Genomic DNA, 25893 nt, shown 5'->3' on the forward strand with positions numbered 1-25893 from the left:
TCAGGATGCTTTAAGGCTGACTTGAGAATATTTTTAACCTCTAATTCCTTTTGATTTGCGTTCTCTCTTATCGCTTTTAGTCTAAACTCCAGTAAGGTGTTTAATAAAGTTATTACCGAAAGTCTAGTAGAAGCAAAAACATGAAAGGTTTCAAGAAGTTATCTTCAATAGCGCTATTGCTATGTGCCTTTGTGTATCCGCCCTCATTAGCTCAAGCAAAGGATATTTCTCTAAGTAATGCTCGCAATGAACAAAGCGCTGCACCAGAGGCTAACTTAGTTGGAGATAAAACTGGAGAGCTTTTAATTGCTCAACGGCGACCAGGGCGATACCAAAATATTCGACGACGGCAGATCATCCGACGTCGGCAGCCCTTTGGACGCTACCAAAATATTCGACGACGCCAGCCTTTCGGACGATACCAAAATATTCGACGCCGACAGGAGTTTCAACAACGGCAGATAATCCAACGCCGACAGCCCGGACGATACCAGATTATCCGCCGTCGTTATTGATGATGGCTATGGTTAGTGGTTGAACCACTAACCACTAACCACTAACTATCGTTACGTTCTAATGAGCTGCTACTACCTCTCCTTCAAGGCGAACTAGTCGGTCTGCTAAAAGTTTCTCAAGGTCTTCTAATGCCTTGGTGAAACCTTTGATACCCTCATCTAGTTTGTCGGTTGCCATGCGGTCTGCGGCGTGCATCTTGTCATAAGTAGCTTTGTCAATGGATATCTTTTCGATTTCCAAGTTTGCTGCCTTGGCGGGGTCGAGTTTGCGTGGCAGTTCTCCAACAGTTGCATGTAATTCACCCAAAAGTGATGGCGAAATAGTTAGCAAATCACTACCTGCAAGTTCAGTTATTTCACCAAGGTTACGGAAGCTAGCTCCCATAACTTCGGTTTTATAGCCGAATTTCTTGTAGTAGTTGTAGATTTTGGTGACGGACAAAACTCCTGGATCTTCGGTTGCTGGGTAGCTATCGCGTCCGGTATCTTTTTTGTACCAGTCGAGAATCCGGCCAACAAAGGGAGAAATTAGGGTAATGCCAGCTTCTGCACAGGCGATCGCTTGGTGAAGACCAAACAACAAGGTAAGGTTACAGTGAATACCTTCTTTTTCGAGAATTTCCGCAGCGCGAATACCTTCCCAAGTGCTGGCGATTTTAATCAAAACGCGATCGCGGCCAATTCCAGCGGCTTTATACTGAGCAATTAAGTCCCGTGCCTTAGTCAGGGTAGCTTCGGTATCGTAAGACAAGCGAGCATCAACTTCCGTAGACACGCGACCGGGAATGATTTGCAAAATCTTTAATCCAAAAGCAACTGCCAAACGGTCAAAAGCTAGAGAAACTATTTGTGCTTGGGTGGCTCCGGCTCCAGCATCTTTCTTCGCTTGGAGTAAAGTTTGATCGACAATTCCCTGATATTCTGGCATCTGCGCCGCAGCAGTAATCAGCGAAGGATTGGTGGTGGCGTCTTGGGGTTTGAACTTTTCAATTGCCTGGATATCCCCTGTATCTGCGACTACAACAGTCACTTTTCGCAATTGTTCCAGTAAATTCTTAGACATAAAATACTCCGTAATGTTTGTTTAGGATTTACTTATTCCCCAGTTCTTTACACTCTTTACTCTTCCTTCAATTCTGATTCTGGCAATTTTTCTTAATCATTGCCCAATTTTGCTTACTATCTTCAGCCACAGCCCTATTCTAAGTGCCTTATGCCGAAATTGGCTGTCCAATGGAATGCACTTTGATTAAGCTAGTTGTTCCTGATTTACCAATTGGAACACCAGAGGTAATAACTACTTTATCGCCCTTATTCGCTAAACCCATATCTACAACTGTGTTCACCACATTGGTAAACATCTCTTCGGCATTGTGGACTGGTGGAATCAGCAAAGCTTCTACACCCCAAGAAAGCGCTAGTTGGCGATAAGCAGTGATGTCAGAGGTAAGGGCAATAATAGGAGAAGTAGGCCGATATTTCGATACCATTCTCGCTGTATTTCCTGATGAAGTGTTACAAAGAATTGCTCGTGAGCCTGTTTCATAAGCGATGCGACACACGGATTCTGCTACAGATTCGGTAACGCTAAGACTGCCTGCTTCATGACACCAGGCATGTTTGCTACCCTCATCTAGAGCTTGTTCTGTCCGCACGGCGATGTTGTGCATCATCTCGACGGCGGCGATGGGATATTGTCCGACAGCTGTTTCACCAGAAAGCATTACCGCATCTGTTCCATCTAAGATGGAGTTGGCGACATCGGTTGCTTCGGCGCGGGTGGGATCGGGGGCGCTAATCATCGACTCTAGCATTTGGGTGGCTGTAATCACCGGCTTGCCAGCACGATTGCAACGACGAATAATATCTTTTTGAATTAAGGGTACTTCGTGAATTGGCACTTCTACCCCTAAATCACCACGAGCAATCATAATTGCGTCCGCAACTTTCAGAATGGAGTCAAAACTCTCTACTGCCTCTGCTCTTTCGATTTTGGCAATTAAGCGGATGGAAGCACCAGCAGCTTCAATCATTCGCTTGGCGGGTTCTAAGTCTTGTGGCGATCGCACAAAGGACACCGCTACCCAGTCTACACCCAACTGAATCCCAAAGCGCAGATCCAGCAAGTCTTTTTCGGTAATCGAACTAACAGGTAAAGGAGTTTGTGGTAGGTTTACTCCTTTATGTGTAGAAATTAACCCGCCAATTTTTACTTGGGCGCGAATGCGATCGGCATCGCGATCGGTAACAATCAACTTGACGCGACCATCATTAATCAAAATCGGTTCGCCTGGTCGCACCATTGCGAACAAAGTCGGCAATGGTAGGGGTAGTTCGTCGATACTCTCACCTTTTTCTTGCAAAACAAAGGTGACTTCACTACCAGCTTCTAAATTTAACCCTTCCGGTGGTAAAGTTCCCAAGCGAATCTTCGGGCCACACAGGTCTTGCATAATTGCGATCGGCTTTTGCTGCTCAGTACTAATTTGTCTGAGATAGTGAGCAGTTTGGGCGTGGAATTCATAAGCCCCGTGGGAAAAATTCAGCCGTGCCACATTCATTCCAGCTTCTACTAAAGCTTGCAGCTTTTCGGGTGCAGATGTAGCCGGCCCAACAGTACAAATGATTTTGGTTCGACGCATAGGGATTAGGGGTTGAGGAGTAACCTGCAAATTTGGATGGTTTATACCAATTCGTAATTCGTCATTAAGAGACTTCGCATCCAAATTCACATGTGCTTCATATAACTGGGTTTCTAAGGAAATATACTAAATGGCGTTTTGTTTTCGCGGTATTTACCATTTGACCCAAATCCCAAAAGTCAAGGGTCAAAAGTCAAAAGCTAATGACCAATGACCAATGACTAATAACCAATCAAACCACAGCAGCTGTCGGTGCGAGTTTTTCCTTCTGTGACATAGACAACATCAGGTCAATCACGCGATTCGAGTAGCCCCACTCGTTGTCATACCAGGCAATTACCTTGAAGAAGTTGGAGTTCAACTCAATCCCAGCACCTGCGTCGAAGATACTAGAATGGGTATCGCCTTGAAAATCTGTAGAAACTACTTCTTCATCTGTGTAACCCAAAATACCTGCTAGAGAACCTGCGGCAGCTTCCTTCATGGCAGCACAGATTTCTTTATAACTAGTAGCTTTGGCAGTTTTGAAAGTTAAATCAACTACAGAGACATCAGGAGTTGGAACTCGCAAAGCCATACCAGTCAGCCTGCCCTTCAATTCTGGTAAAACCAACGCTACAGCTTTAGCTGCGCCTGTAGAGGAGGGAATAATATTCTGGCTTGCACCTCGACCACCCCGCCAGTCTTTCTTACTGGGGCCGTCTACAGTTGGCTGAGTAGCAGTCATCGCATGGACTGTGGTCATTAACCCTTCAGTCAACCCAAAGTTGTCATTGATGACCTTAGCTATAGGAGCTAGACAGTTTGTAGTGCAGCTAGCATTAGAGACAATGATATCCTTGCTGGGATCAAATAAGTGATGATTTACACCCATTAGTAGGGTAGTAACTCGATCTGGATCTTTAGTGGGAGCGGAAATTACCACTCGCTTTGCACCTGCTTTCAGGTGGTTTGCGGCTCCTTCGTGGTCAGTGAAAAGTCCGGTAGCTTCCACCACATAATCTGCACCTAATTTTCCCCAAGGTAACTCTGCTGGGTTCCTCACCGACACGCAAGGAATGAAGTGCCCGTCAATCAGGATACCATCTTCCTTAGCTTCAACCTTGTGCTTTAATCTGCCGTGGGTTGAGTCGTACTTTAATAGGTAAGCGAGGTTATCTGGTGGTACTAGGTCGTTAATGCCTATAAACTCAATGTTGGGGTTATCGATGCCAGCGCGAAGCACAAGTCGCCCGATTCGACCGAAGCCATTGATACCAACCTTCAATTTAGTCAAGATTAAACCTACCCTTGTGGAAAGTTGAACAAAAGGAGAAAGTTAAAAGTCAAAATAGATTGCCTTTTACTCTTTACTCTATGATCCTGACAGTCTCAGTCAGCTAAGGCATATTTACTTGGCATATTTTAAGGATTGGGGCATTGGGCATTGCGAATGGTGAGTTAAGAAGAATCGTAGGTTGGGTTAAACGAAGTGAAACCCAACAAAGCTTTGATAATGTTGGGTTTCGTTCCTCAACCCAACCTACACCTAACTCAGCACGGGCTAAACGCCCCGCTATCGCTAACAGCACTCAGCACTCAACTCATGAAAGGTAATCCACGATTTGTTAGGAGATAAACAGCAAAAGTACCTACCCAGTGACTAGCTGCATAATGTTCGCTGACAATATCTGCTAATCCATGATGACGATGGTGAAGGGCAGCAGAGCGAAGTGTTTCTCGGCGGCGATCGCTATTTGCCAATCTAGAAATGATCCCCTCAAGCATCCAAGCGCGACTGAGATTAAGACCGTAGAAGTGGGATTGCATATAATCTTGAGGATTATCTACTCCAGGTGCTTGTAACCAATTTGCTGAATTATCAATGGGTATTTGTGGAAGAAAATCGGTGAGCCAGTCAGTGAAAGCTGTTGTTGGCAGGACTCGCCGCATCAGGTCTGCTTCAGCAAGTCCAGGAGAGAGAAAATCGTAACCAAGCGGCTCGAATTGCAGCGAGTAGTTGCGATCGCTAAAATAAAATTGCCGTGCTTTGTTCTCCACTAACTGAATGAAGTCAGCATTTTCGGTAATCCGTGCCCAATCTAGCATCAAACCAAGTGCAAAAGCTGTTTGGCTATGCATCCCTGTGCGATTTGGGAGTTTCAGTCCGTTAATCCAGCGATGTAAGTTACCTGCTATTAACTTTTCTAGCGGTTCCAATATAACCCGCCATTGCTTCGCTTGAGGATGATTCCACTCGTGAAGTTCCGCAGCCAGTTGCAGAAGCCATGCCACACCATAAGGAAATTCAAAAAAGGGTAGCCGTTGGAAATGAGCAATTTCTCCTTGAATCTTCTCAGGTGTTAGGCTTTGCTCAAGTGCTTGCTTTGACGCTGCATTAAAAGGGGCTTCAGGAAAGTGACGCATCAGACGTACCAGCAACCAGTGACCATGTACGGCTGAATGCCAATCTAAGCAGCCATAAAATGCAGGAGTCAATTCACGCGGTGGTTTTATATCCTCGTCGCTATCAGCCCAATACAGACCACTGTGGGGATACTCCCGCTCGATACAATCCAGCACTAATTGAGCAAATTGTGCTGCGATCGCTTCATTAATCTCCAAGTTATCGGGTGGCATGGTCAGCCCCTTTAGGGAAGTCAAAAGTCAATAATTTTGAACCCCATAAATAAATTTAGGGGCTTTCTCGGCGCGGATAGCTCGGTAAAAGCGTAGCGCTTTTAATGCAGACGAACGCATTAACATTGCATCGGGATGCATTGGCATTGCAGGGCGACGCATTAACATTGCATTGGGATGCATTGGCATTGCAGGGCGACGCATTAACATTGCATCGGGATGCATTGGCATTGCAGGGGAACGCATTAACATTGCATCGGGATACATTAGCATTGCGTGGTATTGCCAAATTTAATTCGCTACGAATTAACCATCACTTTTACTTCTGATTTTACCCTAGCTTCTGCTTCCAGAAATTCAGCGACTTGAGCCTCAATTTCATCCCGAACAATTTGGCGATACTCCAAGAAATGCTCAATTTGGGCACAAACAGCTAAGTAGCTACTCACCCCACCCGGATTATGCTGATACATGCTCCACAAGTTACGCCAGAATTGCCAGCGCGTCTGACGACGTACACCTTGCCGCCAACAAATAATCAGAAACGCTCGGAGTACTTTCCAATTCAATGGTTTCTTAGCAGCTTTGCCCTTTTTCGGGTAGGTTGCTTCGCCCAAAAGCCGGAAGTGTTTGTATGTACGTTCCAAAAACCGCTCTGGCTCATACAAATCACAGAACGCCTGCACATATTCGCGAGCGATGTCTTCTAACGGTCGAGTTGGGACAAAGTTCATCAACGTGGTTTGGTTGATGTTGGCTGATTTATTGCGGAGTCGTCCTTCCTTTTCTAATCTATGCCAAAGGGCTGTATCTGGAAGTGCTTGCAGCATACTGAATAAGGCGGTGGGTATTGCTGTTTGCTCGACAAACTTGACAATTCGTGCGCCGGCTCCGATTTTCTCGCCATCAAACCCAATGATAAAACCTGCCATAACTCGCAACCCTGAGCGGGTAATCCTATTCACCGCTTCACTAAGCGAGTCTCTGGTATTCTGGTATTTCTGAGTAAAAGTGAGACTTTCTTCGTCTGGGGTTTCAATTCCCAGAAAAACAGCACCAAAATTACACGCTACCATCAAATCCATCAGTTCTTGATCTTGGGCTAAATCAACTGAAGCCTCTGTGGCAAAGGAAAATGGATAATTATGTTCTACCATCCAGGGCAGAAGGGACTTCAAAAATAATTTGACATTCCGCTTATTCCCGATGAAGTTGTCATCCACCATAAAAATACTGCGTCGCCAACCCAGTTTGTAGAGATAATCTAGTTCTGCTAATAATTGCTCTGGGCTTTTAGTACGGGGTTTGCGACCATATAGCACAATAATGTCGCAGAATTCACACTGAAAGGGGCATCCACGCGAAAATTGCACCGACATCTCCGCATAGGCTTCAAACTCTAGCAAGTCAAAGCGAGGAGTTGGAGTGTTAGTTACATCGGGTTTTTCACCGCCAGAGCGAAAAATACCTGTGCGATCGCCCCGTGCGATCGCTGCTACAAATAAGGGTAGGGTAATTTCCCCTTCGTCCAATATCAAGTAATCTGCTCCGGCGGATGTCATTTCATCTGGTAGCGCTGTCGGGAAAGGGCCACCCACAGCTACCCGTTTACCTCTGCGTTTTGCTTCTAATATCTGAGAGAGTAAATCCTCTTTTTGCACAATCATCGCCGACATAATAACCAAATCTGCCCAAGCCCACTCTGCTTCCGTACAGACGCGAACATTTCGGTCTACTAACTTATACTCCCATTCTTGAGGTAATATCGCAGCTACAGTTACCAAGCCTAAAGGCGGTAGCATTGCTTTACGGTCTAACAAAGCCAGTGTTTTTTCAAAAGACCAAAAACTTTTTGGAAAACGGGGGTATAGAAGTAATACATTCATATTTGACCCTTATAAACCTTCATCTTAGCTGCTGGTTGAATTTACATACAACTTAACCACTCTGACAACACATTAGAGGAGCTTTTGTATCCAGTAGCTGTAACCTCTACTATGACTGATTTAGACAAAGCAATATTGTTGAAGGGTAATTATTAGTGCTTTTAGACTAGAGATAAATCAAAATTGCTAAAATTATTTACGGATAGCTTCAAAAAAATAGAAGAAAATACGGTATCCTTATAACAACCTCTTAAATCTATTTATGAGGATTGTAATGCGTAAATCTTGAATTCTGAGCGTATAGCTTCTCTTAAGGAAGTTATACACAGCGTCTCCTACAGAAGCAGCGCGACCTAATTACTTACCATTTGGTTAATTATTTAAGAGATTTTCAAAAAATAAACTATCTAATTTTTTAGAGTAGGCATGTTAATTGTCCGCAAGCAAAGGTGGGCTTTTTGGGTCAGCCCACAATAACTAGTTGGATATTTTTCTTGAGAAGTTTCTAACAAAATAATTAATGTTTTCTAACTTTAAGATTACGCAAATAGCAAGTAATCTGCATTTAACTGATTAATAGTTTTTAGACTGAGGCTCAACTTACGTATTGGTGAGAAATTCAGGAGAGATAATATGGCTATTACTTTCGGCACTACAAGTCCTAATAAGATAAATGGGACTTTGGGAGATGACACAATAGTTGGTTGGGCTAGTGGTGGTAATGTCACTAGTCCGTCGGGTAACGATACCTTAAATGGTTTGGCTGGTAACGATTCTCTCGCAGGTGGGACGCTAAACGACAGTCTAATCGGTGGCAGTGGCAATGACACACTTGATGGCGGCACAGGTAGCGACATCTTGGATGGGGGAACAGGCGACGACACTTACATTATTGACAGTTCTAGTGACACGATTCGGGAAGCTATTAATTCAGGCACAGATAGCGTTCGGTCTTCTATCACCTACACACTGGGCGCAAATCTGGAGAACTTAACACTGCGATTCACAAGTAACGCCATCAACGGTACAGGTAACAGTCTTAACAACTTTATCAACGGTAATGATTTTAACAATACGCTGAATGGAAGAGCGGGCGATGACACACTAGATGGTAATTTAGCCGATGATATCCTCAATGGTGAGGACGGCAATGATAGCCTACAAGGCGGGCCCGGCAATGACGTACTCAATGGGGGGGCTGGAAATGATATCCTCATCGGTGTTTATCCTGGTAGTCTGCTTCCACCTGGAGTAGGAGAAACTGATATCTTAACTGGTGGAACTGGTGCAGATACATTTGTCTTAGGGGACGCTGCAAATATTTTCTACGACGATAACAACTCTACGAATACTGGTTTTGCTGACTTCGCTACTATTAGTGACTTCGACTCTAGCCAAGATAAAATTCAACTCAAAGGAACTCCACAAGACTACCGTCTGCAAGTTGCTGGAAGCAACACACGAATATTCTCACAGCAACCGGGACAGGTAAATGAACTCATAGGTATTGTGGAGGGAAAAAACAATCTCAGACTTAGTAGCGATGACTTCCTTTACTATGAACGGGAAAATACTGGACAAGCTACAAACAACACACTAGGGAACGCTGAAGATTTAGGTTCTTTATCATCAGGCTCAAAAGTTAATATTTCAGGCGAGTTAGTAACAGTTGAATCGAGCAGTAATCCCGATGTTGACTTTTTTACATTTTATTTACCAAATCCAGGAACCGTCACTATCAACATAGCGACATCGGGAAAGGCAAATATCGGACTGTTTAACTATGGGACTTTAGTGACCAGTCAAAATTCGTCATCAATCACTGGTTTAGTGAGTGCAGGTGCGTACTCAATTTCAGTGAGTAAAGATTCTTTCTTGCCTCAAAATAATGGAGCTTTCTTTGGTACCAACTCTGAACCTGATTTTTCCTATACGCTAGGAGTCGGTTTTACAAAATAAGAACTTTATCAACTTAAGGGGTACTGACATTAAAAGGCAGATTGAAGGAGACTACTTTTTCTGCTGATTAGGGGGACACGTCACTGTGTCTCCCCTTACCATAAGAGGTTGTTTTAAAAGTATTAGACAAATAGAATCCGCTTCTTATTCAGGCTCGTCAATATATTATTTATATATTTAATATATTTAGATCCCTTGTCCTGATAGAGTCCAATGTCAGTGTGGGTAGTTCACGTTATTACTCCGGAAAGCGGGTGCAGTATTGTTAAATGAAAGCTATGCTTAGTTTCAGCTTTCAGATACCGTTCTTGTAAGGGCTGCCACTTCTGCCACGACTGGTAGCGATTTTCAGTTAACAAAGCAGCAAGGGTAGGGAGTTCAGTCTGGATTTCTGACTTGAAGACATCTGTAAGCCAGTCAGTTAAGACAGCACTATCTTGCATCGTACCCAAAATTTCTTGGATATTTTTCACTTCTGTAAGATAAGCTTCGTAAGATTCGCCATATAAGTCAGTAAATAACTCCATCTGGTAGCGTAGACGTTTTGCTTCTTTTCGCAAACTGTGAATAATTTCACCTTCTGTTGTCAATTGTTTTTCTATCTTTTCTGGTTTCCAGTTTTTCTGGATTATCACTTCTGATTCTACAAATTCAGTACCAACTAGCCAAGCCGGATGCAGTAAAAAACTACTCACTTCTGGTAAAAGTAAATCTGGTAGTACCTGCTGAATGGTAAAAGATGCTAAAGGTTGATAACTAGGTTTCTCTAACCACTTATCTAATGCATCTTTTAGAGACTTATAAGCTTCATCTTTTAACGTTTTCTGTACGCTTGATTGTACATCTTCACGTTGTTTAGCTAAAGCTTTGAAAGCTGTTTGTAGAGATTCTTGCTCTTTGGAAGGTAAGTTTGGTTTGTAATTGTTTTCCAAACTTTCTTTAAGTACGTCTAAATCTCTCAGGCTACCAAGACGACGGGCTATTTTACCAATATTTTTATCGTTGACTGGTTTCGGCAAATCCACCGCTAGTCCAAAGCTAGTTACAGATGTTCGTAAGCGACGCATTCCCACTCGCATTTGGTGCAACGCTTCTGGATCTTCATCTTTCTTTACTAATTTTTCCCACTTCAAGGTTTTCTTAAAGTGTTTTTCAATCGCTTGGTAGGCGTAGCCCCCTAGAGTTTTTACCGTGGTTTGTGTGGCTAGTTTCATAATTGATCTTAAATGACATTACCTCATGAGGCTATTGAATAATAACATTAGTTAAAAATTTGTATCTAGTTTTTATCTTTTTCTTGAGTGAGTATTATCAAGTATGCTACTAAGGAGCATTAATACTTGCATCCTCTTTAAGAAATATCCAAATATCTATCAAAGGTCTAAAGAGCAGATTTATCATAACGATTTCATATATACAATAGCTTTTACAAATCAAATATTTAGTATGATAATCATTTATTATAACATAATTAATCTTTCTTTCTGAAATCAAAAAATGTCAAACTCAAATTTGCTCAATCAAGTTTTCTTAACTTTTGTAGATAACTTTAAAGAACATAGAGAAGACTTATCAGCGCTGCTTTTAACACAAGATAAATATTTATGGTTGGGGTCAGATGAAACTTCAACTATTGAACGTCTCTCTTTGGTTGATACTGATAAGTTTACAGATCATCAACAATTTAGGGTAGCAGAATTTATCAATTTACCTGCGCCAGAAGACCAAGAAATTGATATAGAGGGACTTGCTTACACAGATTATTACTTGTGGTTTGTTGGTTCTCATAGTTACAAACGCAAAAAACCGAAACCTGATAAAACCGATGCACAAAACTTTAAAAGGCTGACCAAAATTGAATCAGAACCCAACCGTTACCTTTTAGGAAGGATTCCTTTGATAGACGGTAAGTTATTCTCATCTTGCCCACATCCCCAAAACCCAGATGTGCAATTGAATGCCGCTAAACTAGAGGTGACAAACCAGGGGAATTTGCTTCTTACTGCTTTAGCAGATGACGCCCATTTAGGCTTATTTATCAAGGCTGGAACTGCGGGAAAAGATAACGGCTTTGATATTGAAGGAATAGGCATTTATCAAAACCGGATTTTTTTGGGTTTGCGTGGGCCTGTATTGCGGGGTTGGGCTGTTATTCTGGAAATTGAGTTAGAAGATTCTAGCCCTGGAATTCTGAAACTACGGCAAATTGGAGAAGCGAAGGAGTCATATAAAAAGCATTTTATCTGGTTGAATGGTTTGGGAATTCGGGATTTGTGTGTAGATGGAAAAGATTTGTTGATTTTAGCTGGGCCAACGATGGATTTAGATGGGCCCGTGCAAGTTTATCGCTGGATAAATGGCGTTAACTTGCGAGAAAATGTTTTCAGCAATCCAGATTTTGTACAAGATATTCCCTATGGAAATCGGGAAGATCATGCTGAGGGAATGACGCTGTTTCAGGATATTGCTGGCATACCTTCGCTATTGGTAGTTTATGACTCTCCAGCAAAAACTAGACTGGTGGGTGATGGTGGTGTAATAGCGGATGTGTTTAAGCTGGTATAATATGAATTTTGGATTTTAGATTTTAAATTTTGAATTGTTAAAGGTTAGTGGAGATTGCTTGTACAGGACAGGTGGGGATACACTGTTCGCAGACGATACAACGCGATCGCGTGAATGTGAGTTTGTATGTCTCTGGGTGGAGAGTGAGAGCTTCGGTAGGACAAACCCCAGTACACAAGCCACAGTGGACACACACATCCTCGTCGATCGCAATTTCGCCTAAGGTATGAGAAACATTAACATGGCGCGATCGCATCCACTCAATCGCTGCATCTAATTGATCGATATCTCCCGATAGTTCTACTACCAGTTTGCCAATTTGATTTGGGGCAACTTGGGCACGGATAATATTAGCGGCAACGTTGAATTCTTTGGCCAGTACGTAAGTGACTGGCATTTGTACAGCGCGTTTAGGGAAGGTAAGAGTTACTCGTTTTTTCACAGGTTTAGCAGAAGGTTTTTTCTGTTGTAGCGTATTGGAAATTTTATGGCTTGAAAGATCGTTACTCAGTTAGAGGATGTAACGAGTAGGGAATGGTGTGGTTTAATTACTTGAAAAGCACTGTAATTGATTTTGCAAATCAGTAAATGTCATACAGCCTCTGGCCGACAAAGCGGGAGTAACGCTATCCATTTTTGCCTTATCCGGTCAAGTATTGGCAGATTGCGATCGCATTGTCCAAACTTTGACCAATCTACTGAGTAATACCATTAAGTTTTCGTCTCCTGGATCTACAGTTTGGTTGGGGCGCAACAACAAGGGAATGAAGTTTTGTTGATAGTCAAAGATACCGGACGCGGTATCCCATCTAGACAAACTAACGATCAGTGCGATCGCGAAACCATTTAATCCTCTAGAATTAGCTGCTGAAGTAGCCGTAGCGCTGGGCTGGAGTCTAGAAAAGTAGGGGCGCAAATGGTACAATAATAGTGAGTACTCATAACGTACATAAAGTTTAAACTTTCCATAGAGGCAAAGTTACAAAATAGCAAAATCTGCTAATACACAAGATGGGAAGTTAAAAATGATACTGAAATAAATCAGATTTAACTGAGAAGAATGCAATGCCGCAATATTAGCTGAAGATGCTGGCAATCAATCATTAACATTTAAAAATAGTTAACTTGATTTGTAAGTAGTTCCGAAACTGTATGTTGCAATAATGTCAAATTGAAGAATTCTTATTTGATGTGTGTAAGCTCCTATGGTCAAGCGATCGCTCCAGGGATCACTCGCCGGGATTCAACAAGCTAAAAAAGCGTTCGCTCATAAGGGCTGGACACAAGAAAATCTGGCTTTTGAAGTCAACTTAAAGACTCGCCAACCAATTTGGCGGTTTTTTACTGGGCGTCCCATTGAGCGTCATATATTTATAGAAATTTGTTCTCTGTTGTCGTTGAATTGGCGGGAGATTGCGGCTAATCCTCCAGAAGAATTCCCTGAATCAAAAGAACTTGATGCTGCTGAATTTTTGGATATTGATGCTCTAATACAACAAGTGCGATCGCAACGCTTCGACAAAATTCAAGACCAGTGCGGCACTTTGCAGTTATTAGATGTTACTCGGCCCGTTAGAATCGACGACATTTACATCGATCTCAACATTTTGGAGGAGATTGCCAGCCTTCAGTGGTTAGAGTTTGCTGATTTGCAAAACTTTACATCAAAAGAATTTGATTGCTTTGGTTTAGGTGAAGTATCTCAAACACAAATGGCGGGGATCACGGCAGTTCAAACTTACTCAAAGCTGCGGGTGTTGGGTAAACCGGGAGCAGGTAAAACCACTTTTTTACAACATCTGGCGATTCAATGCAACCGAGGGAGATTTGCAGCAAATCGGGTTCCTATTTTTGTCAACTTAAGAGATTTTGCCAACGAAACGAGAGTTGTAGGAGAGTTCCATTTACTTAACTATATTTGCGAAGACTTCCTCACCTGTGGAATTTCAGATCCTCCATCTGTGCTGGAAACTTTGTTGTTGGAAGGCAGAGTATTGCTGTTGCTGGATGGATTAGATGAAGTACTCTATCAACAGAGTAAGGGTGTCGTCAATGAGATTCGCAGACTATCTGAAAAGTATCAAAAGAATATGTTTGTCGTCACCTGCCGCACAGCAGCTAAAGCTTTAAACCTCAAACGCTTTACAGATGTTGAAATTGCCCCTTTTACTCAAGAGCAAATTGTTGCTTTTGCTCAGAAGTGGTTTACAGCAGTTACGAAACCAAACATCCAAGATAAACAAGAACAGGCAGTTGAGTTTATTAAGAAACTAGATTTACCCGAAAATTTACAATTTCGGAGACTTGCTATCACTCCTTTGTTTTTGCATCTCGCCTGCTGGGTTTTTCATCATCAGAACAAATTTCCAACTCAAAAAACTGCGTTTTATAAGCAGTGTTTAGACCTGCTCTTGGGCAAATGGGACGAAACTAAAGCAATTGAGCGGGATGAAGTATACCAAGGTTTTTTATTACCACAAAAACTTAAGTTGCTGAGTCAGGTTGCTAGCGCGACATTTGAGCAGGGTAATTACTTTTTTGAACAACGCATTGTTGAGCAATACATTAGCGATTATATCGGTGATTTGCCGAATTCTTCCACAGAACCAGAGGAATTGGAATTAGATAGTAAAGGGGTACTTCAGGCGATAGAGTTGCAACATGGATTACTAGCAGAACGAGTGCGGGGGATTTTCTCTTTCTCTTATTTGACGTTTCAAGAATACCTGACTGCTCGAAAAATCGTTGCCAGTTATAATTTACAGGCGTTAGAACAACCGTTAGAACGTCTGGTGACTCATATTACTGAACCCAGGTGGCGTGAAATCTTTTTGTTAACGGTTGCTATGCTGCGGAGTGCAGATTTTTTGGTACTGTTGATGAAGCAAGAAGTTGAGGCGCTAGCGGCTCAAGATCCATATTTGCAAAAATTTTTAACTTGGACAAGTCAAAAGTCTCTCGCTGCTCCTGATTCTGCTGCTATTCGGGCGTTTTATCTTGCCCTGGCTAGGACTCCTCACCTTACCCCGTACTTTGCCCTTGTCTGCATCTTCGATCAAGATATTTTTTTGGATGCGGCATTAGATAACCTAGTAATGGAATGCAAATCTAATTTTGCCGATGTCTATGGGTGCAACGATGCTCTGAGTAGTGCTTTAGCAATTGTTCAAGATGCTGGCTTACATCAAGCTTTACAAGAACTTAAAGACCTACTGCCCGATCCAGAACAAAGTAGAGAAAGCATTCAAACATGGTGGCAAACAAGTTATCCTGCTTGGATGGAACAGTTAAAAACTGCGATCGCCAAGCATCGAAACATTCAGCATCACTGGGACTTCAGCCCACAGCAACAACAAGTATTGCAAGAATATTACAATGCCAATCAGTTGCTTATCGATTGCCTTAATAGCAACTGTGAGATCACAGACATTGTGCGCCAGGAGATTGAAGCCAGTTTGTTGTTGCCGATAAAAGAACTCTCCAAGCCAGAATGACAGGGAGTAGGGGAGCAGGGGGAGGGAAAGTAGTCACTGAGCGATGCCGAAGTGTCGTTTTGAAAGAGTGAAATTGGATAATCTATTTTTTGGAGTTCCCTAAAACGCTTTTATTCACTAAGAAAAAAATCTATGCTTGGACACAACATTATTGTTATTGGCACTTCCGCAGGCGGACTCAAAGCACTGGGCGCAATCTTAGGCGCTCTGCCTGCTGAGATTGATGCTGTCTTCTTTATTGTTCAGCACCTCGCAGCAGATAAGCCCAGCATTCTCCCCCAAATTCTTACAGATGTAGGCTCTCTCCCAGCATCTCACCCGGCAGATGGAGAGTCAATTCAAACCGGGCGAATCTATGTCGCACCGCCCGATTATCACCTGTTGGTCAATCAAGGCTCGATGCGTGTCGTGCGCGGGCCTCAAGAAAACCGCTTTCGCCCCGCGATCGATGCGTTATTTCGTTCAGCCGCCCGCGCTTATGGTACAAGGGTGGTAGGTGTGGTACTCACTGGCTATCTTGATGATGGCACGGTGGGGTTGCAGGCAATCAAGAAACGGGGCGGAGTAGCGATCGTTCAAGACCCGAACGAAGCAGAATACCCCAGCATGGCCAAGAGCGCCCTGCGGTATGTGAATGTCGATTACTGCCTGCCGCTTGCAGAAATCCCAGACCTACTAGTGGAGTTATCAAAGGAACGCGCCGCCCAAGAGGAGGCATATCCCGTGACCGAAGAGATCGAAATTGAATCCAAGATTGCTGAACAGCAGATGAATACCCAGGAGTTTTTAAAGAATGTAGAAGCGATCGGGACTAGAACGACTTACACCTGCCCTGAATGCAACGGCAGCATTTGGCAAATTGGCAAAGAACAGCCGCTACGGTTTCGCTGTCACATAGGGCATTCCTTTACAGCTAATGTGTTCCTAGCAGAGCAAACTCAGAATCTTGAAAATGCGCTGTGGTCGGCTGTGCGGGTAATGGAAGAAAAGGTTACATTCTCCCGTCAAATGGCAGAACAGATGAGAAACTACAATTTAACTATTGCCGCAACAAAATATGAGAATCATGCAATGAATTTGGATAAAGAGGTGTCCTTAGTTCGAGGCATAATTCTCAACGGCTTTGCCACGAAACGAACTATTGCTGCAATAGAGGAAGATCGTGCTGAGTAAAAATCCAGTTAATTCAAGGTTTTTAGCAACCAATACTGTCCTAACCTATGTGACTACGGCTATAGTAAGTCTTTTCCCTCTGCCCCTTTACTCCTCTGCCTCTTGTACCCAATGCCCTTTCATTTCACTGCAATGACTCTAGCTACAGAGATTTCTGGTTGTTCAGTGGAAACTTGTCCGGGTATAGATGAGCCTTTCAACCACAACAGCACTGCGGGAGTGACACCCAGTAATAAGCCTAGCAACACGGGTACAAAGAATCCAGCTGTTAAGCTCATGACTGTAGCGAAACCAAAGTTACTTAAATAAACTGCTAAAGGTATATTAAGTTGCGTTGGCAAAGCCCACCGCAGGTTTCGCTCCCAGTTAATTGGATTATTTCTCCACAACAGTGCAGTCACAGTCATAAATACTGAGCTAGTACCCAGCCACCCTGCAAAGTTTTGGTAAGGCATTCCAAAGAAGGGGCCTGGTTGTTGCCAATACCAAAAGGGCAGGGAAGTTTGACTCATTGCGGGATCGAGAACAAAATCCCAGGAGGTTAGTAACAAAGCACCCAAAGCGATCGCACTTATATGACGCCACAAGTTGGGTTTTTTGTCCACTTCTAAACCTGCACGTGCTAGTAGGTAAGAAACAAATCCCAAATAAAACCACGACAAGGGAATTGTAAATGGGACTAAACCTGCAATCTTATAACCTAAACCGCTTAGGTAACTATAATGGCCAAATGGAAAACCAGTACTGGTTCCTAGTAATTCACTTCCTAGAGAAATAAATACAGATGGCAACAGAAATGCCAAAGCGCGACCTAAACCCAAAGTCCGCATGGCATACAAGAAAACACCTACCGCGCCTAAAATCATATAAACTACACCGCCTCCTGCCATACTCCATTGCATGGCAGTTTGTCCAACCTCGGATAAGTTCAAAATTACTTGGGCATTAGGTACAACCAGTAATATCCCTACCAATCCAAATACCATTGACACGATATGACCAATAAGGCTTATGCGTTCAGCAATAACAAGTTGTCTCATGATAATTCCTTAACAAAATATGACACGCGCCTACTCGGCTGCGAAAAGTTCCAAATCTTTAAGAAGATATTTAGAAAGTCATCAAATACAATCGAGCCTCAGTTGAGATTTGCAGGAGGCATTACCACTTTTTTGGCTAACCCCAGTGTCTTCAATGTTTGAATTGCCCACCACGTCACATCTACCTGCCACCACTGCCAGCCAGCTTTTGCCACTTTGGGGTAAGCATGATGATTATTGTGCCAGCCTTCCCCAAAGGTTAAGAGTGCTGCCCACCAGAGATTACGAGATCCATCTTCAGTCTCAAATGTTCGATTCCCAATCAAATGTGTCGCTGAGTTAATTAACCAAGTCGTGTGCCAGAGGAAAACTATTCTGACAAATATCCCATAAACTACAAACGACCAGCCACCTAGTACATACAGTAGAACTCCTAACGGCAGTTGCAGCAGTAAGAAATAGCGATCGAGCCACGAGTAAAACGCATCGCGTCTAATCGGCAAAAACGAGCATCAATGGTATTGAAGTCTTGTTCTAATTCTTCATCCAAATCAGATTTTTGGAGGACTTCATTCAAGGAGGAGCTATCAGTTTTGAAGTCTTTGAATGGCATCATTCAGAACTAAGTCATTTGAGGTTGTAAAGTGCCTCGAACCTCTTAAGGGTAAGCTCGCCCTCACTAGCAATGCGTGTAAGATGTAAATCTGCCTCGGTAAGGAGTATCATCGTTTCTGCACCAACTCTGCCAAAGTCAGGTTTTAACCCTAATGCCATCTCAATAAGATACGTCCATGTACCAGATTCAGGTGTGTAGCTGCGTACAATCCCTTCTCCGCCAATAAAGCTCACCCATTGAGTAGCACGAAACTTAGGCACTTTCATGAAGGTTGCAGTCATGCGTAAAACTCCTCAATTCATAGTTGATACCTTCTGTTTTAATAGAATAAATTAAATATGTTTTGTATCTTTTTAAGTAAAAATGTCAAACATAGTCTATAACTTTTGAATGTTTTAGATGCAAATTAAACAATTTATACGTAATTCAAACATTTATTCAAACATAATATATAGCAGTCCTGAATAATATCATGTCCGCCAAATTACCATAAAAGAACCCCACCCCAACCCCTCCCCGCTTGCAGGGCTACGGTGTACACACAGCCTGAAATACTTTACTCACCTGGTTTTTCGCGTCAGTTTTACCCCACCCTAACCCTCCCCTTGTAAAGGGGGGATTAAGGCAATACGGTTCGGATAAGACTCGATCCCCCCAACCCCCCTTTTTAAGGGGGGCTAAAAATGGCTCTATTTCCCCCTTTTTAAGGGGGACTAAGGGGGATCTTTAAGACCTATGCACCTTAACTGAACCGTATTGGGGATTATAGGGGGGTAATTTGACTTGTGACAAGTACTTTTGTCCAGAACACAAGTCTTTTCGTTCAGAACACAAGTCTTTTCGTCCAGAACACAAGGCTTTTCGTCCAGAACACAAGGCTTTTCGTTCAAAACACAAGGCTTTTCGTCCAGAACACAAGTACTTTCGTTCAGAACACAAGGCTTTTCGTCCAGAACACAAGTACTTTCGTCCAGAACACAAGTACTTTCGTTCAGAACACAAGTTTTTTTAGCATTTTTTTATTTCGGAAGTCCCTAATTATGCGGACATCATATAATTTATAAAAAATTAGATCCCCGACTTCTCAAAGAAGTCGGGGATTTGGACACCGCGCATTTTCACAAATTAAATACAGTACTTTCAATTACGAATTACGTTAGCCTAGCGGGGCGTAGCCCATTACGAATTACGAATTACCTATGACTCGTCCACTCAACTTTGCAATCATCAATACTAATTCAGTAAGCTGAATCGGTTTAGCTAGATGCATTTGAAAACCAGCATCAATCGCCCTTTGCCGCTCTTGCTCGGTGACATAAGCAGTCATTGCTGCTGCTGGAATTTGTCCCCCAGCTTCAGCCTCAAGCTCTCTAACCTGACGAATCAGGGAGTAACCATCCTCATCTGGCATCCCAATATCTGCTAGAAGCAGATCGTATCTGCCAGGAGATTCAGTTAGAGCAGCGATCGCTTCCCTTGCCGATGTCACAACCACTACTTCAGCCCCGAAGTCTTGTAACATCCACTTGATTAAGTCGCGGCTATCCGCTTGATCGTCTACAGCCAAGATGCATAACCCTTCAAGGCTCAAGGATGGATTTTTACCATTTAATGTATGCCGAGTCTCTGACAAAACGATCGGCTCTAAATAAGTTGGCGGTGTAATTTCCGGCGGCATTGAGCGCAGAGGCAGCCTGATGACGATCGTGGTTCCTCGTCCCTTGCCTGGACTTTGCGCTTGAACTGTTCCACCGTGAAGTTCGACAATATGACGGACGATTGACAAGCCCAATCCAAGTCCCTGACTTGTTTTACTACTACCGGAATCTCCTTGGCGGAAGCGCTCAAACACATACGGCAGCAAGTCTGCTGGGATGCCAATTCCTGTGTCGCTGACTCGAATCTCGGCGTGACTATATACAGCTTCGAGGATAATTCCCACTCGCCCATCGGCTGGAGTGAACTTAATCGCGTTAGAAAGTAAATTCCACAGAACTTGCTGTAAACGGTCAAAATCTCCGACAACTGTCGCCGAGTTCAACTGTGAAATAAGTTGAATGCCTTTCGCTTCTGCGGAAAATTCGATAGACTCAATGGCGGCATCCACTACTGAAACTAGATCGATTAGACGAGTGTTTAAATGAAGCTTTCCACTCGTAATCCGTGAGACATCTAGCATATCATCGATTAACTGAGCTTGCACATTAGCACTCCGCTCCACTACTTCCCAGGCATGAGTGACTCCTGAAGAATCTAAATTGCGGGTGCGGAAAAGTTGCGCCCAGCCTAGTATAATATTAAGCGGGTTACGAAGTTCATGGGAGAGGTTCGACAAGAATTCATTTTTGGCTCGGTTGGCATTTTCCGCCTCTTGACGGGCTGACTGCTCCTGTGCTAAAAGTTGCGATCGCTCTAACTCAAACTGCTTGCGATCGCTAATATCTTCAATCGCTAGCAAAATCCTTGGGGCTTCTCCCTGTTGAATAATTTTCCAACCATTGAGCAGCATGGTTTTCTGCCCAATCTGCTCAAAACGATGCTCTACCTCTAAGTTTTGAATAGTGATATCGTTGGCGAGAATGTCTTCTAGGATCTGTTGTAGTCCAGGTAGGTTCCACTGAGCATTCCCTAGTTCAAAAATCAGAGATTGCGCTGTCTCTGATGGTGAAACCTGAAATGTTTCATAAAACGAGCGATTGGCTTTGTTCACCCGGAAATCAGAATCAAGCACGATTAACGGCACTTGTACCGTCTCCACAATTGCTTCAGCGTAATTCCGGGCTTGTTCTAAGGTTGCGGCACTGCGTTTGAGAACATCAATATCTATTAACACCAACACTACACCGTCAATCTGGTTTTCTGTGGTGCGATAAGGACGGATGCGGAGGTTGTACCAATGTCCCCCTAGAGTTTGGACTTCTAATTCTTTGATGCTGAGTGTATCAAGTACCTCTAAAATTAGAGTTTCTAAGTTAGGAAGATCGAGATTGGCTCTGATATCGCTCAAAGGTCGTCCAGCATCGGCGGGAATTAAATTGAAAAGCCGTTGCGCCATTGGCGTAAAACGTCGAACCCGTAAGTCTGAAGTCAATATCAAAATAGGAATATTGATACTGCCAAGCAAATTTGTCAGATCGTTGTTAAGTTGGTTTAATTCCAGATTTCGAAAGCGAAGTTCTTCATTCGTTGTGTTAAGTTCTTCGTTGGTTGCCTGAATCTCTTCTTTGGCAGTTTCTAGCTCTTCATTGGTGCTTTGCAACTCTTCATTGCTGGAGAGGATTTCTTCATTAGCAACTTTCAGGTCTTGATTGATGTGTTCCTGCTCTTGGATCACCGCTTGCAGATATTCTTGAGTTGCAGCCCTCTCTTGATTGGCGTTTGCTATTTCTTGCCTTAGCCGAACAATCTCTCGCTCTAAGTCTGGCTGCTCTTGGCTTTCAGGATTTACCGGGCTGAGATTGTTAACCGTGGGTGGGGTTTCTTCAAATAAAACCAAAAAGTAGAATTCTTCGTCGGTCGAAGGCTGGAATGGAATCACCTCAAGATTGATGATTCTTGAAAGATTGCCGGATTGAATTCGTAACCCTTCCTTTCTAACTAGAATTTTTTGCCGTTGTGCCTGATAAACTGTAGCGCGTACCTCTCCGAGCAAGCCTTGGCGCACCATTTTAAATAAGTTAAGACTCGGTTTTCCAGGTGTAAGTTTTAGGTAGAGATCGATTTCTCCCCGAAGTTGCAGCACCTCCATCTTGTTGTTGATTACTACACCCACTGGGGCATAGTGATTCAAGATCAGTTGGTCAGTTTTTCTCTCTAAATCAAACTCATCTGATGAATTCTCATTAGTCAGCTTGGGTTGCTCCACTTTTGTTAGCGGATAATTGCTGGTAACGAACGATAGAATTGGACGATTTGCAGTTAGCTTCTTGGCATAAATTTTATACTTTTTGTCAATGGGAGTAAACAACTCCGAATATTTACCTGTGCTTTCTGAAGTTCCTAGCAGTAAAAAGCCAGTCGGGTTGAGACTGTAATGGAAGATGGGCAGTATCCGTTTTTGCAACGCTTCGTCCAAGTAAATTAGTACATTCCGGCAGCTAATTAAATCTAAGTTGGAAAAAGGGGGGTCGCTACCCAAGTTTTGTCGGGCAAACACACACAGTTCGCGGACAGCTTTGCTAATTTGATACCCACCGCCTTCAAGGGCATTAAAGAATCTGCGGCGGCGCTCTGGTGAGACTTCCACCATTTGATTCTCTACATAAATGCCCGATCTGGCTTTGTCAATCGCTATCTCACTGATGTCTGTGGCAAAAATCTGGATCGGCGGCGGGGTGAGTTTATTCGACAAAAACTCCAGTAAGGAGATGGCGATCGAATAGACTTCTTCGCCCGTGGAACACCCAGCTACCCAAATCCGAAATGGCAATGCTGATTTGTTTTGGATGATAGTGGGAAAAACTCGCTCTTTCAAGAGTTGAAATGCTTCGGGGTCGCGGAAAAAATAGGTAACGTGGATCAAAATTTCTTCATAGAGGGCTTTGACTTCACCCGGATTCTCTTGTAGATACTGGGCATAATCCTCCAAGCGTTCTAGTTTATACAACAGCATTCGGCGCTGGATTCGGCGATCGAGGGTGTTGGGCTTGTAGTGGCTAAAGTCAACGCCAGTTTGCGATCGCAACAACACAAATATAGTCGCCAGCGCATCCCCAAGTTCTGGCAACTTCTCAATTGCGATCGGTGGCTGTGAGTTAGAAATAAAAGGATTGCGACTGAGGTTTGCTAGTTCCTCGGCAATTTTTTGAGGCGGCAGCACAAAATCAACATTCCCTGTGGCAACAGCAGTATTGGGCATACTATCGAATTTTGCCGTGTCTTCACACTGAGCAAAAGTCACGCCTCCGGCTGCCTTGATTGCCTTTAACCCCAGTGAACCGTCTCCATCGGTTCCAGATAAAACCACTGCGATCGCTTTGTGCCCTCGATCTGCTGCCAATGAAGTAAAGAACGCATCACCAGGCATATATTTCCCCTGAACTTTCTCTCGGGGCGTGAGTTGCAACACTCCATTAGATAAGATCATCTTAGCGTTAGGCGGAATAACATAGACCTTGTTAGGTTCTATAGTCACGCCGTCTTGCACTTCAGTGACGGGCATTTGAGTTTTTCTTGCCAGAATATCGCTCAACAGACTCTTGTGATTAGGGTCTAAGTGTTGAATCAGCACAAATGCCATCCCTGTATCGGTAAGCAAATATTTGAGCAACTGCGTAAACGCCTCTAATCCTCCCGCAGAGGCGGCAATGCCAACGACGGGAAATAAAGCATCTGCAATGTCTTGCTGCTCTACGTTGAACGCTTCATTAGCGGTAGATTCAGATACAGGTTGCTCAAAAGGTTGATCGGATGTCATAGGATGAAGTTTTGCACTGCAATGATTTGGCAGATTAGGTTTATGTTTTAGGTCAGTTTACTTACTTGCCTTGTATTTAATAATAGTTTAAATATAACTTAAATAAACAACTTAAGTTTTCTAAATCCAAGTCATTGCCAATAAATAAGAAACTAGAATAAATGCAATACCAATAATTCCACTACCCAAAAGCAAAGTTAATTGAGTTAAAATATACATTTGATAACTCCTGAGATTAATTTTATCGTCTATCAAATTTATTAGTAGCCTTCTAATAAAAAATATTTCCAACAATAAATGATTTATATCATTACTTCTAAAGAGTTAGACTACTATATCTAAGACATTAATTAAAGCTAGTTAGCATGAGGATGAGGATTATTAGCAATTGCTAAAATGCCAAGCACTGCAACAAAATCATCAATAACAACGGGTTTAGCAAAGCATAGACTAAACCCAGCTAAAAGTGCATGTTGATACATATCTTCTGTTACAGTGTTTGTCAGAGCGATCGCTGGTACTACTTTGCCTCGTTCTCCCGCAAGTGTTCTTACTTGGTGAATCAGAGCATAGGCATCCTCATTTGGCGAGGAAATATCACTCAAGAGGACATCAGGTTGCCATCGCACAAATATTTCCAAAGCTTGCTCTCCTAAAAATGCCGCTTGCACCTTCACACCATAGGATTGCAACATCGGGGTTAACGAATTGCAGAAATTGACATCATTATCTACAAGGAGTACTCGTAGCCCTTGTATACATGAAAAGTTAGTAGAAAATTTATTATTTATATGCATCACAGTTCCAAAATTAAGATTTTATTGAGCTTTGGAGAACCCTTAAACAGTGCATTTATGTGTGTTAATTTGAAGTTAAGTAAACGTCTCTCAGTAGAATAAAAAGGGTGAGATGGCGAACTATTTTCTTGGAGAGTATCTACTCCTTTAGCAGCTTTTATTGCAGCAAATAGTCTGCTAAACGTACTAGCTTTCATAGCAGCATCACCAATATTAACTATTTATTTGAACATTACAACACAAATATTACTTAATAATTTTGACTATAACATCCTGTTGTTATAATTCGTGTTTAAAAAAATGTTTTAATAACGTATAACTTGTATGATTTGTATAAATTGTATAATATAAAAATTTTTAAAGTATTACGATGAGCGGTAACTACTGCTATCAATATTATGCCTAAAGAAGAAGAACTTTTCTATCGCTCAGTAGTATTTAATACCAATTCGCAATTCGTAATGGGCAACTCTTGGAGACGCTAACGCAATGACGCTCCTACGGACGCTCGTTCCTCTCTACGAGACGCTACGCGAACGCTAACCTGCAAAAGTCCCTAACACCCCACCCCCAACCCCTCCCCGCTTTTCGGGAGGGGAGACAAAGCGTAGCTTTGGCGGGGTGGGGTTCTTTTTTTTTGATTTATGCAAGAGTGCCAAGCTGAATAAAAGCACACTAATCACTGATACAGATGTAAGCAACACAACAAAATGCTGTTGAATACTGCTCGGTTAAGAATATTTGTAGGTTGGGTTGAACGAAGTGAAACCCAACAAAGCCCCAGAAATGTTGGGTTTCGTTCCTCAACCCAACCTACGAATTTTAAGCTTTTTCCGCTTAACCGAGCAGTATTGCTGCTCCGGGAACCAAACAAGACGTTAAAAAAGAACAACGCTGGGAGTTTAATAGCACCAGATAATGCCTGCGCCCAACTGTTGGATGCACCAATAATTGCGCCATATATTGCAAAGAAAATGGAACTAGATACAAACAGAGAACTAATTTTATTTTGTAATCGGACTCCCTGACGAATTTCTTCTAAAAACGCTTGGCGATGTCTGACGACAAGCCGCTACGCGTCTACGCGCAATAAATTAACCAACACACCAAATTGTTGAATTCCGAACTTTTCCTTGTTCCGCATATTTTTATATTTGTGATATTTTATGGA

18 protein-coding genes and 3 pseudogenes are annotated in these 25893 nt (G+C 42.8%); 7 read left to right on the plus strand and 14 right to left on the minus strand.

The window, feature by feature from the left end; all coding sequences use genetic code 11:
• Positions 1-140: 140 nt before the first annotated feature.
• Positions 141-515, plus strand: a complete 375-nt coding sequence (locus V7K25_RS16765; RefSeq protein WP_335159675.1) for a hypothetical protein — start codon at positions 141-143, stop codon at positions 513-515.
• 58 nt (positions 516-573) lie between these two features.
• On the opposite strand, the gene V7K25_RS16770 is transcribed toward V7K25_RS16765, so the two are convergent.
• The 6 genes from V7K25_RS16770 to V7K25_RS16795 form a co-directional block, all read right to left on the minus strand.
• Positions 574-1578, minus strand: a complete 1005-nt coding sequence (locus V7K25_RS16770) for a transaldolase (protein WP_335159676.1) — start codon at positions 1576-1578, stop codon at positions 574-576.
• 148 nt (positions 1579-1726) lie between these two features.
• Positions 1727-3157: a pyruvate kinase gene (gene pyk / locus V7K25_RS16775; RefSeq protein ID WP_335159677.1), complete on the minus strand. Its 1431-nt coding sequence runs from the start codon at positions 3155-3157 to the stop codon at positions 1727-1729.
• A gap of 232 nt (positions 3158-3389) precedes the next feature.
• Positions 3390-4433, minus strand: coding sequence for a type I glyceraldehyde-3-phosphate dehydrogenase (gap, locus tag V7K25_RS16780; RefSeq protein ID WP_190731386.1), 1044 nt, complete (start codon positions 4431-4433; stop codon positions 3390-3392).
• 302 nt (positions 4434-4735) lie between these two features.
• Positions 4736-5776 carry a DUF2891 domain-containing protein gene (locus tag V7K25_RS16785; protein ID WP_335159678.1) on the minus strand — a complete coding sequence of 347 codons (1041 nt, stop codon included), beginning with the start codon at positions 5774-5776 and terminating at the stop codon, positions 4736-4738.
• A 27-nt stretch (positions 5777-5803) separates the two neighbouring features.
• Positions 5804-6049, minus strand: a complete 246-nt coding sequence (locus tag V7K25_RS16790; RefSeq protein ID WP_335159679.1) for a hypothetical protein — start codon at positions 6047-6049, stop codon at positions 5804-5806.
• Positions 6050-6075: 26 nt separating this feature from the next.
• Positions 6076-7662 (minus strand): B12-binding domain-containing radical SAM protein, encoded by a 1587-nt coding sequence (locus V7K25_RS16795; protein ID WP_335159680.1) that lies wholly within the window; start codon positions 7660-7662, stop codon positions 6076-6078.
• 633 nt (positions 7663-8295) lie between these two features.
• On the opposite strand from V7K25_RS16795, the gene V7K25_RS16800 reads away from it, so the two are divergent.
• The gene (locus V7K25_RS16800) at positions 8296-9621 is read left to right on the plus strand and encodes a calcium-binding protein (protein WP_335159681.1); all 1326 of its coding nucleotides are present in this window, start codon (positions 8296-8298) and stop codon (positions 9619-9621) included.
• Between the two features lie 230 nt (positions 9622-9851).
• Here the strand turns inward: V7K25_RS16800 and V7K25_RS16805 are convergent, their stop codons facing one another.
• Entirely contained in the window at positions 9852-10835 is a 984-nt protein-coding gene (locus tag V7K25_RS16805) for a CHAD domain-containing protein (protein ID WP_335159682.1), read from the minus strand.
• A 283-nt stretch (positions 10836-11118) separates the two neighbouring features.
• On the opposite strand from V7K25_RS16805, the gene V7K25_RS16810 reads away from it, so the two are divergent.
• Positions 11119-12186, plus strand: coding sequence for a DUF3616 domain-containing protein (locus V7K25_RS16810; protein WP_335159683.1), 1068 nt, complete (start codon positions 11119-11121; stop codon positions 12184-12186).
• A gap of 37 nt (positions 12187-12223) precedes the next feature.
• Here V7K25_RS16810 and V7K25_RS16815 read toward each other — a convergent pair whose 3' ends face one another.
• A complete protein-coding gene (locus V7K25_RS16815) occupies positions 12224-12628 on the minus strand; it encodes an NIL domain-containing protein (protein WP_109009783.1) in 405 nt (134 codons plus the stop codon).
• Between the two features lie 385 nt (positions 12629-13013).
• Here V7K25_RS16815 and V7K25_RS16820 point away from each other — a divergent pair.
• The 3 genes and pseudogenes from V7K25_RS16820 to V7K25_RS16830 form a co-directional block, all read left to right on the plus strand.
• Positions 13014-13094, plus strand: a pseudogene (locus tag V7K25_RS16820) (response regulator); the annotation flags it as partial.
• Positions 13095-13391: 297 nt separating this feature from the next.
• Positions 13392-15680 carry an NACHT domain-containing protein gene (locus tag V7K25_RS16825; protein WP_335159684.1) on the plus strand — a complete coding sequence of 763 codons (2289 nt, stop codon included), beginning with the start codon at positions 13392-13394 and terminating at the stop codon, positions 15678-15680.
• A 132-nt stretch (positions 15681-15812) separates the two neighbouring features.
• On the plus strand, positions 15813-16853 hold the full coding sequence (locus V7K25_RS16830) for a chemotaxis protein CheB (RefSeq protein WP_335159685.1): 1041 nt from the start codon (positions 15813-15815) through the stop codon (positions 16851-16853).
• A gap of 119 nt (positions 16854-16972) precedes the next feature.
• Here V7K25_RS16830 and cruF read toward each other — a convergent pair whose 3' ends face one another.
• From cruF to V7K25_RS16845, 3 genes and pseudogenes are all read right to left on the minus strand, one after another.
• The gene (cruF, locus tag V7K25_RS16835; RefSeq protein WP_335159686.1) at positions 16973-17893 is read right to left on the minus strand and encodes a gamma-carotene 1'-hydroxylase CruF; all 921 of its coding nucleotides are present in this window, start codon (positions 17891-17893) and stop codon (positions 16973-16975) included.
• A gap of 98 nt (positions 17894-17991) precedes the next feature.
• Positions 17992-18384: pseudogene (locus V7K25_RS16840) on the minus strand (fatty acid desaturase); the annotation flags it as partial.
• 136 nt (positions 18385-18520) lie between these two features.
• Positions 18521-18790 (minus strand): hypothetical protein, encoded by a 270-nt coding sequence (locus V7K25_RS16845; protein ID WP_335159687.1) that lies wholly within the window; start codon positions 18788-18790, stop codon positions 18521-18523.
• 497 nt (positions 18791-19287) lie between these two features.
• Here V7K25_RS16845 and V7K25_RS16850 point away from each other — a divergent pair, with 497 nt between their 5' ends.
• Entirely contained in the window at positions 19288-19521 is a 234-nt protein-coding gene (locus V7K25_RS16850; RefSeq protein ID WP_335159688.1) for a hypothetical protein, read from the plus strand.
• A gap of 174 nt (positions 19522-19695) precedes the next feature.
• Here V7K25_RS16850 and V7K25_RS16855 read toward each other — a convergent pair whose 3' ends face one another.
• The 3 genes and pseudogenes from V7K25_RS16855 to V7K25_RS16865 all read right to left on the minus strand — a co-directional run.
• Positions 19696-23925 (minus strand): chemotaxis protein CheB, encoded by a 4230-nt coding sequence (locus tag V7K25_RS16855; protein ID WP_335159689.1) that lies wholly within the window; start codon positions 23923-23925, stop codon positions 19696-19698.
• Positions 23926-24281: 356 nt separating this feature from the next.
• On the minus strand, positions 24282-24722 hold the full coding sequence (locus V7K25_RS16860) for a response regulator (protein WP_335159690.1): 441 nt from the start codon (positions 24720-24722) through the stop codon (positions 24282-24284).
• An 859-nt stretch (positions 24723-25581) separates the two neighbouring features.
• Positions 25582-25866 (minus strand): annotated as a pseudogene (locus tag V7K25_RS16865) (actin-binding WH2 domain-containing protein); the annotation flags it as partial.
• Between the last annotated feature and the right edge of the window lie 27 nt (positions 25867-25893).

This window comes from Nostoc sp. (genome assembly GCF_036919495.1).
Classification (GTDB): domain Bacteria; phylum Cyanobacteriota; class Cyanobacteriia; order Cyanobacteriales; family Nostocaceae; genus Nostoc.

Coding starts and splice junctions, on each gene's coding strand:
- V7K25_RS16765 (WP_335159675.1), top strand. CDS start 141: ATGAAAGGTTTCAAGAAGTTATCTTCAATAGCGCTATTGCTATGTGCC.
- V7K25_RS16770 (WP_335159676.1), bottom strand. CDS start 1,578: ATGTCTAAGAATTTACTGGAACAATTGCGAAAAGTGACTGTTGTAGTC.
- pyk (WP_335159677.1), bottom strand. CDS start 3,157: ATGCGTCGAACCAAAATCATTTGTACTGTTGGGCCGGCTACATCTGCA.
- V7K25_RS16785 (WP_335159678.1), bottom strand. CDS start 5,776: ATGCCACCCGATAACTTGGAGATTAATGAAGCGATCGCAGCACAATTT.
- V7K25_RS16790 (WP_335159679.1), bottom strand. CDS start 6,049: ATGCTAATGTATCCCGATGCAATGTTAATGCGTTCCCCTGCAATGCCA.
- V7K25_RS16795 (WP_335159680.1), bottom strand. CDS start 7,662: ATGAATGTATTACTTCTATACCCCCGTTTTCCAAAAAGTTTTTGGTCT.
- V7K25_RS16800 (WP_335159681.1), top strand. CDS start 8,296: ATGGCTATTACTTTCGGCACTACAAGTCCTAATAAGATAAATGGGACT.
- V7K25_RS16805 (WP_335159682.1), bottom strand. CDS start 10,835: ATGAAACTAGCCACACAAACCACGGTAAAAACTCTAGGGGGCTACGCC.
- V7K25_RS16810 (WP_335159683.1), top strand. CDS start 11,119: ATGTCAAACTCAAATTTGCTCAATCAAGTTTTCTTAACTTTTGTAGAT.
- V7K25_RS16825 (WP_335159684.1), top strand. CDS start 13,392: ATGGTCAAGCGATCGCTCCAGGGATCACTCGCCGGGATTCAACAAGCT.
- V7K25_RS16830 (WP_335159685.1), top strand. CDS start 15,813: ATGCTTGGACACAACATTATTGTTATTGGCACTTCCGCAGGCGGACTC.
- cruF (WP_335159686.1), bottom strand. CDS start 17,893: ATGAGACAACTTGTTATTGCTGAACGCATAAGCCTTATTGGTCATATC.
- V7K25_RS16845 (WP_335159687.1), bottom strand. CDS start 18,790: ATGACTGCAACCTTCATGAAAGTGCCTAAGTTTCGTGCTACTCAATGG.
- V7K25_RS16855 (WP_335159689.1), bottom strand. CDS start 23,925: ATGACATCCGATCAACCTTTTGAGCAACCTGTATCTGAATCTACCGCT.
- V7K25_RS16860 (WP_335159690.1), bottom strand. CDS start 24,722: ATGCATATAAATAATAAATTTTCTACTAACTTTTCATGTATACAAGGG.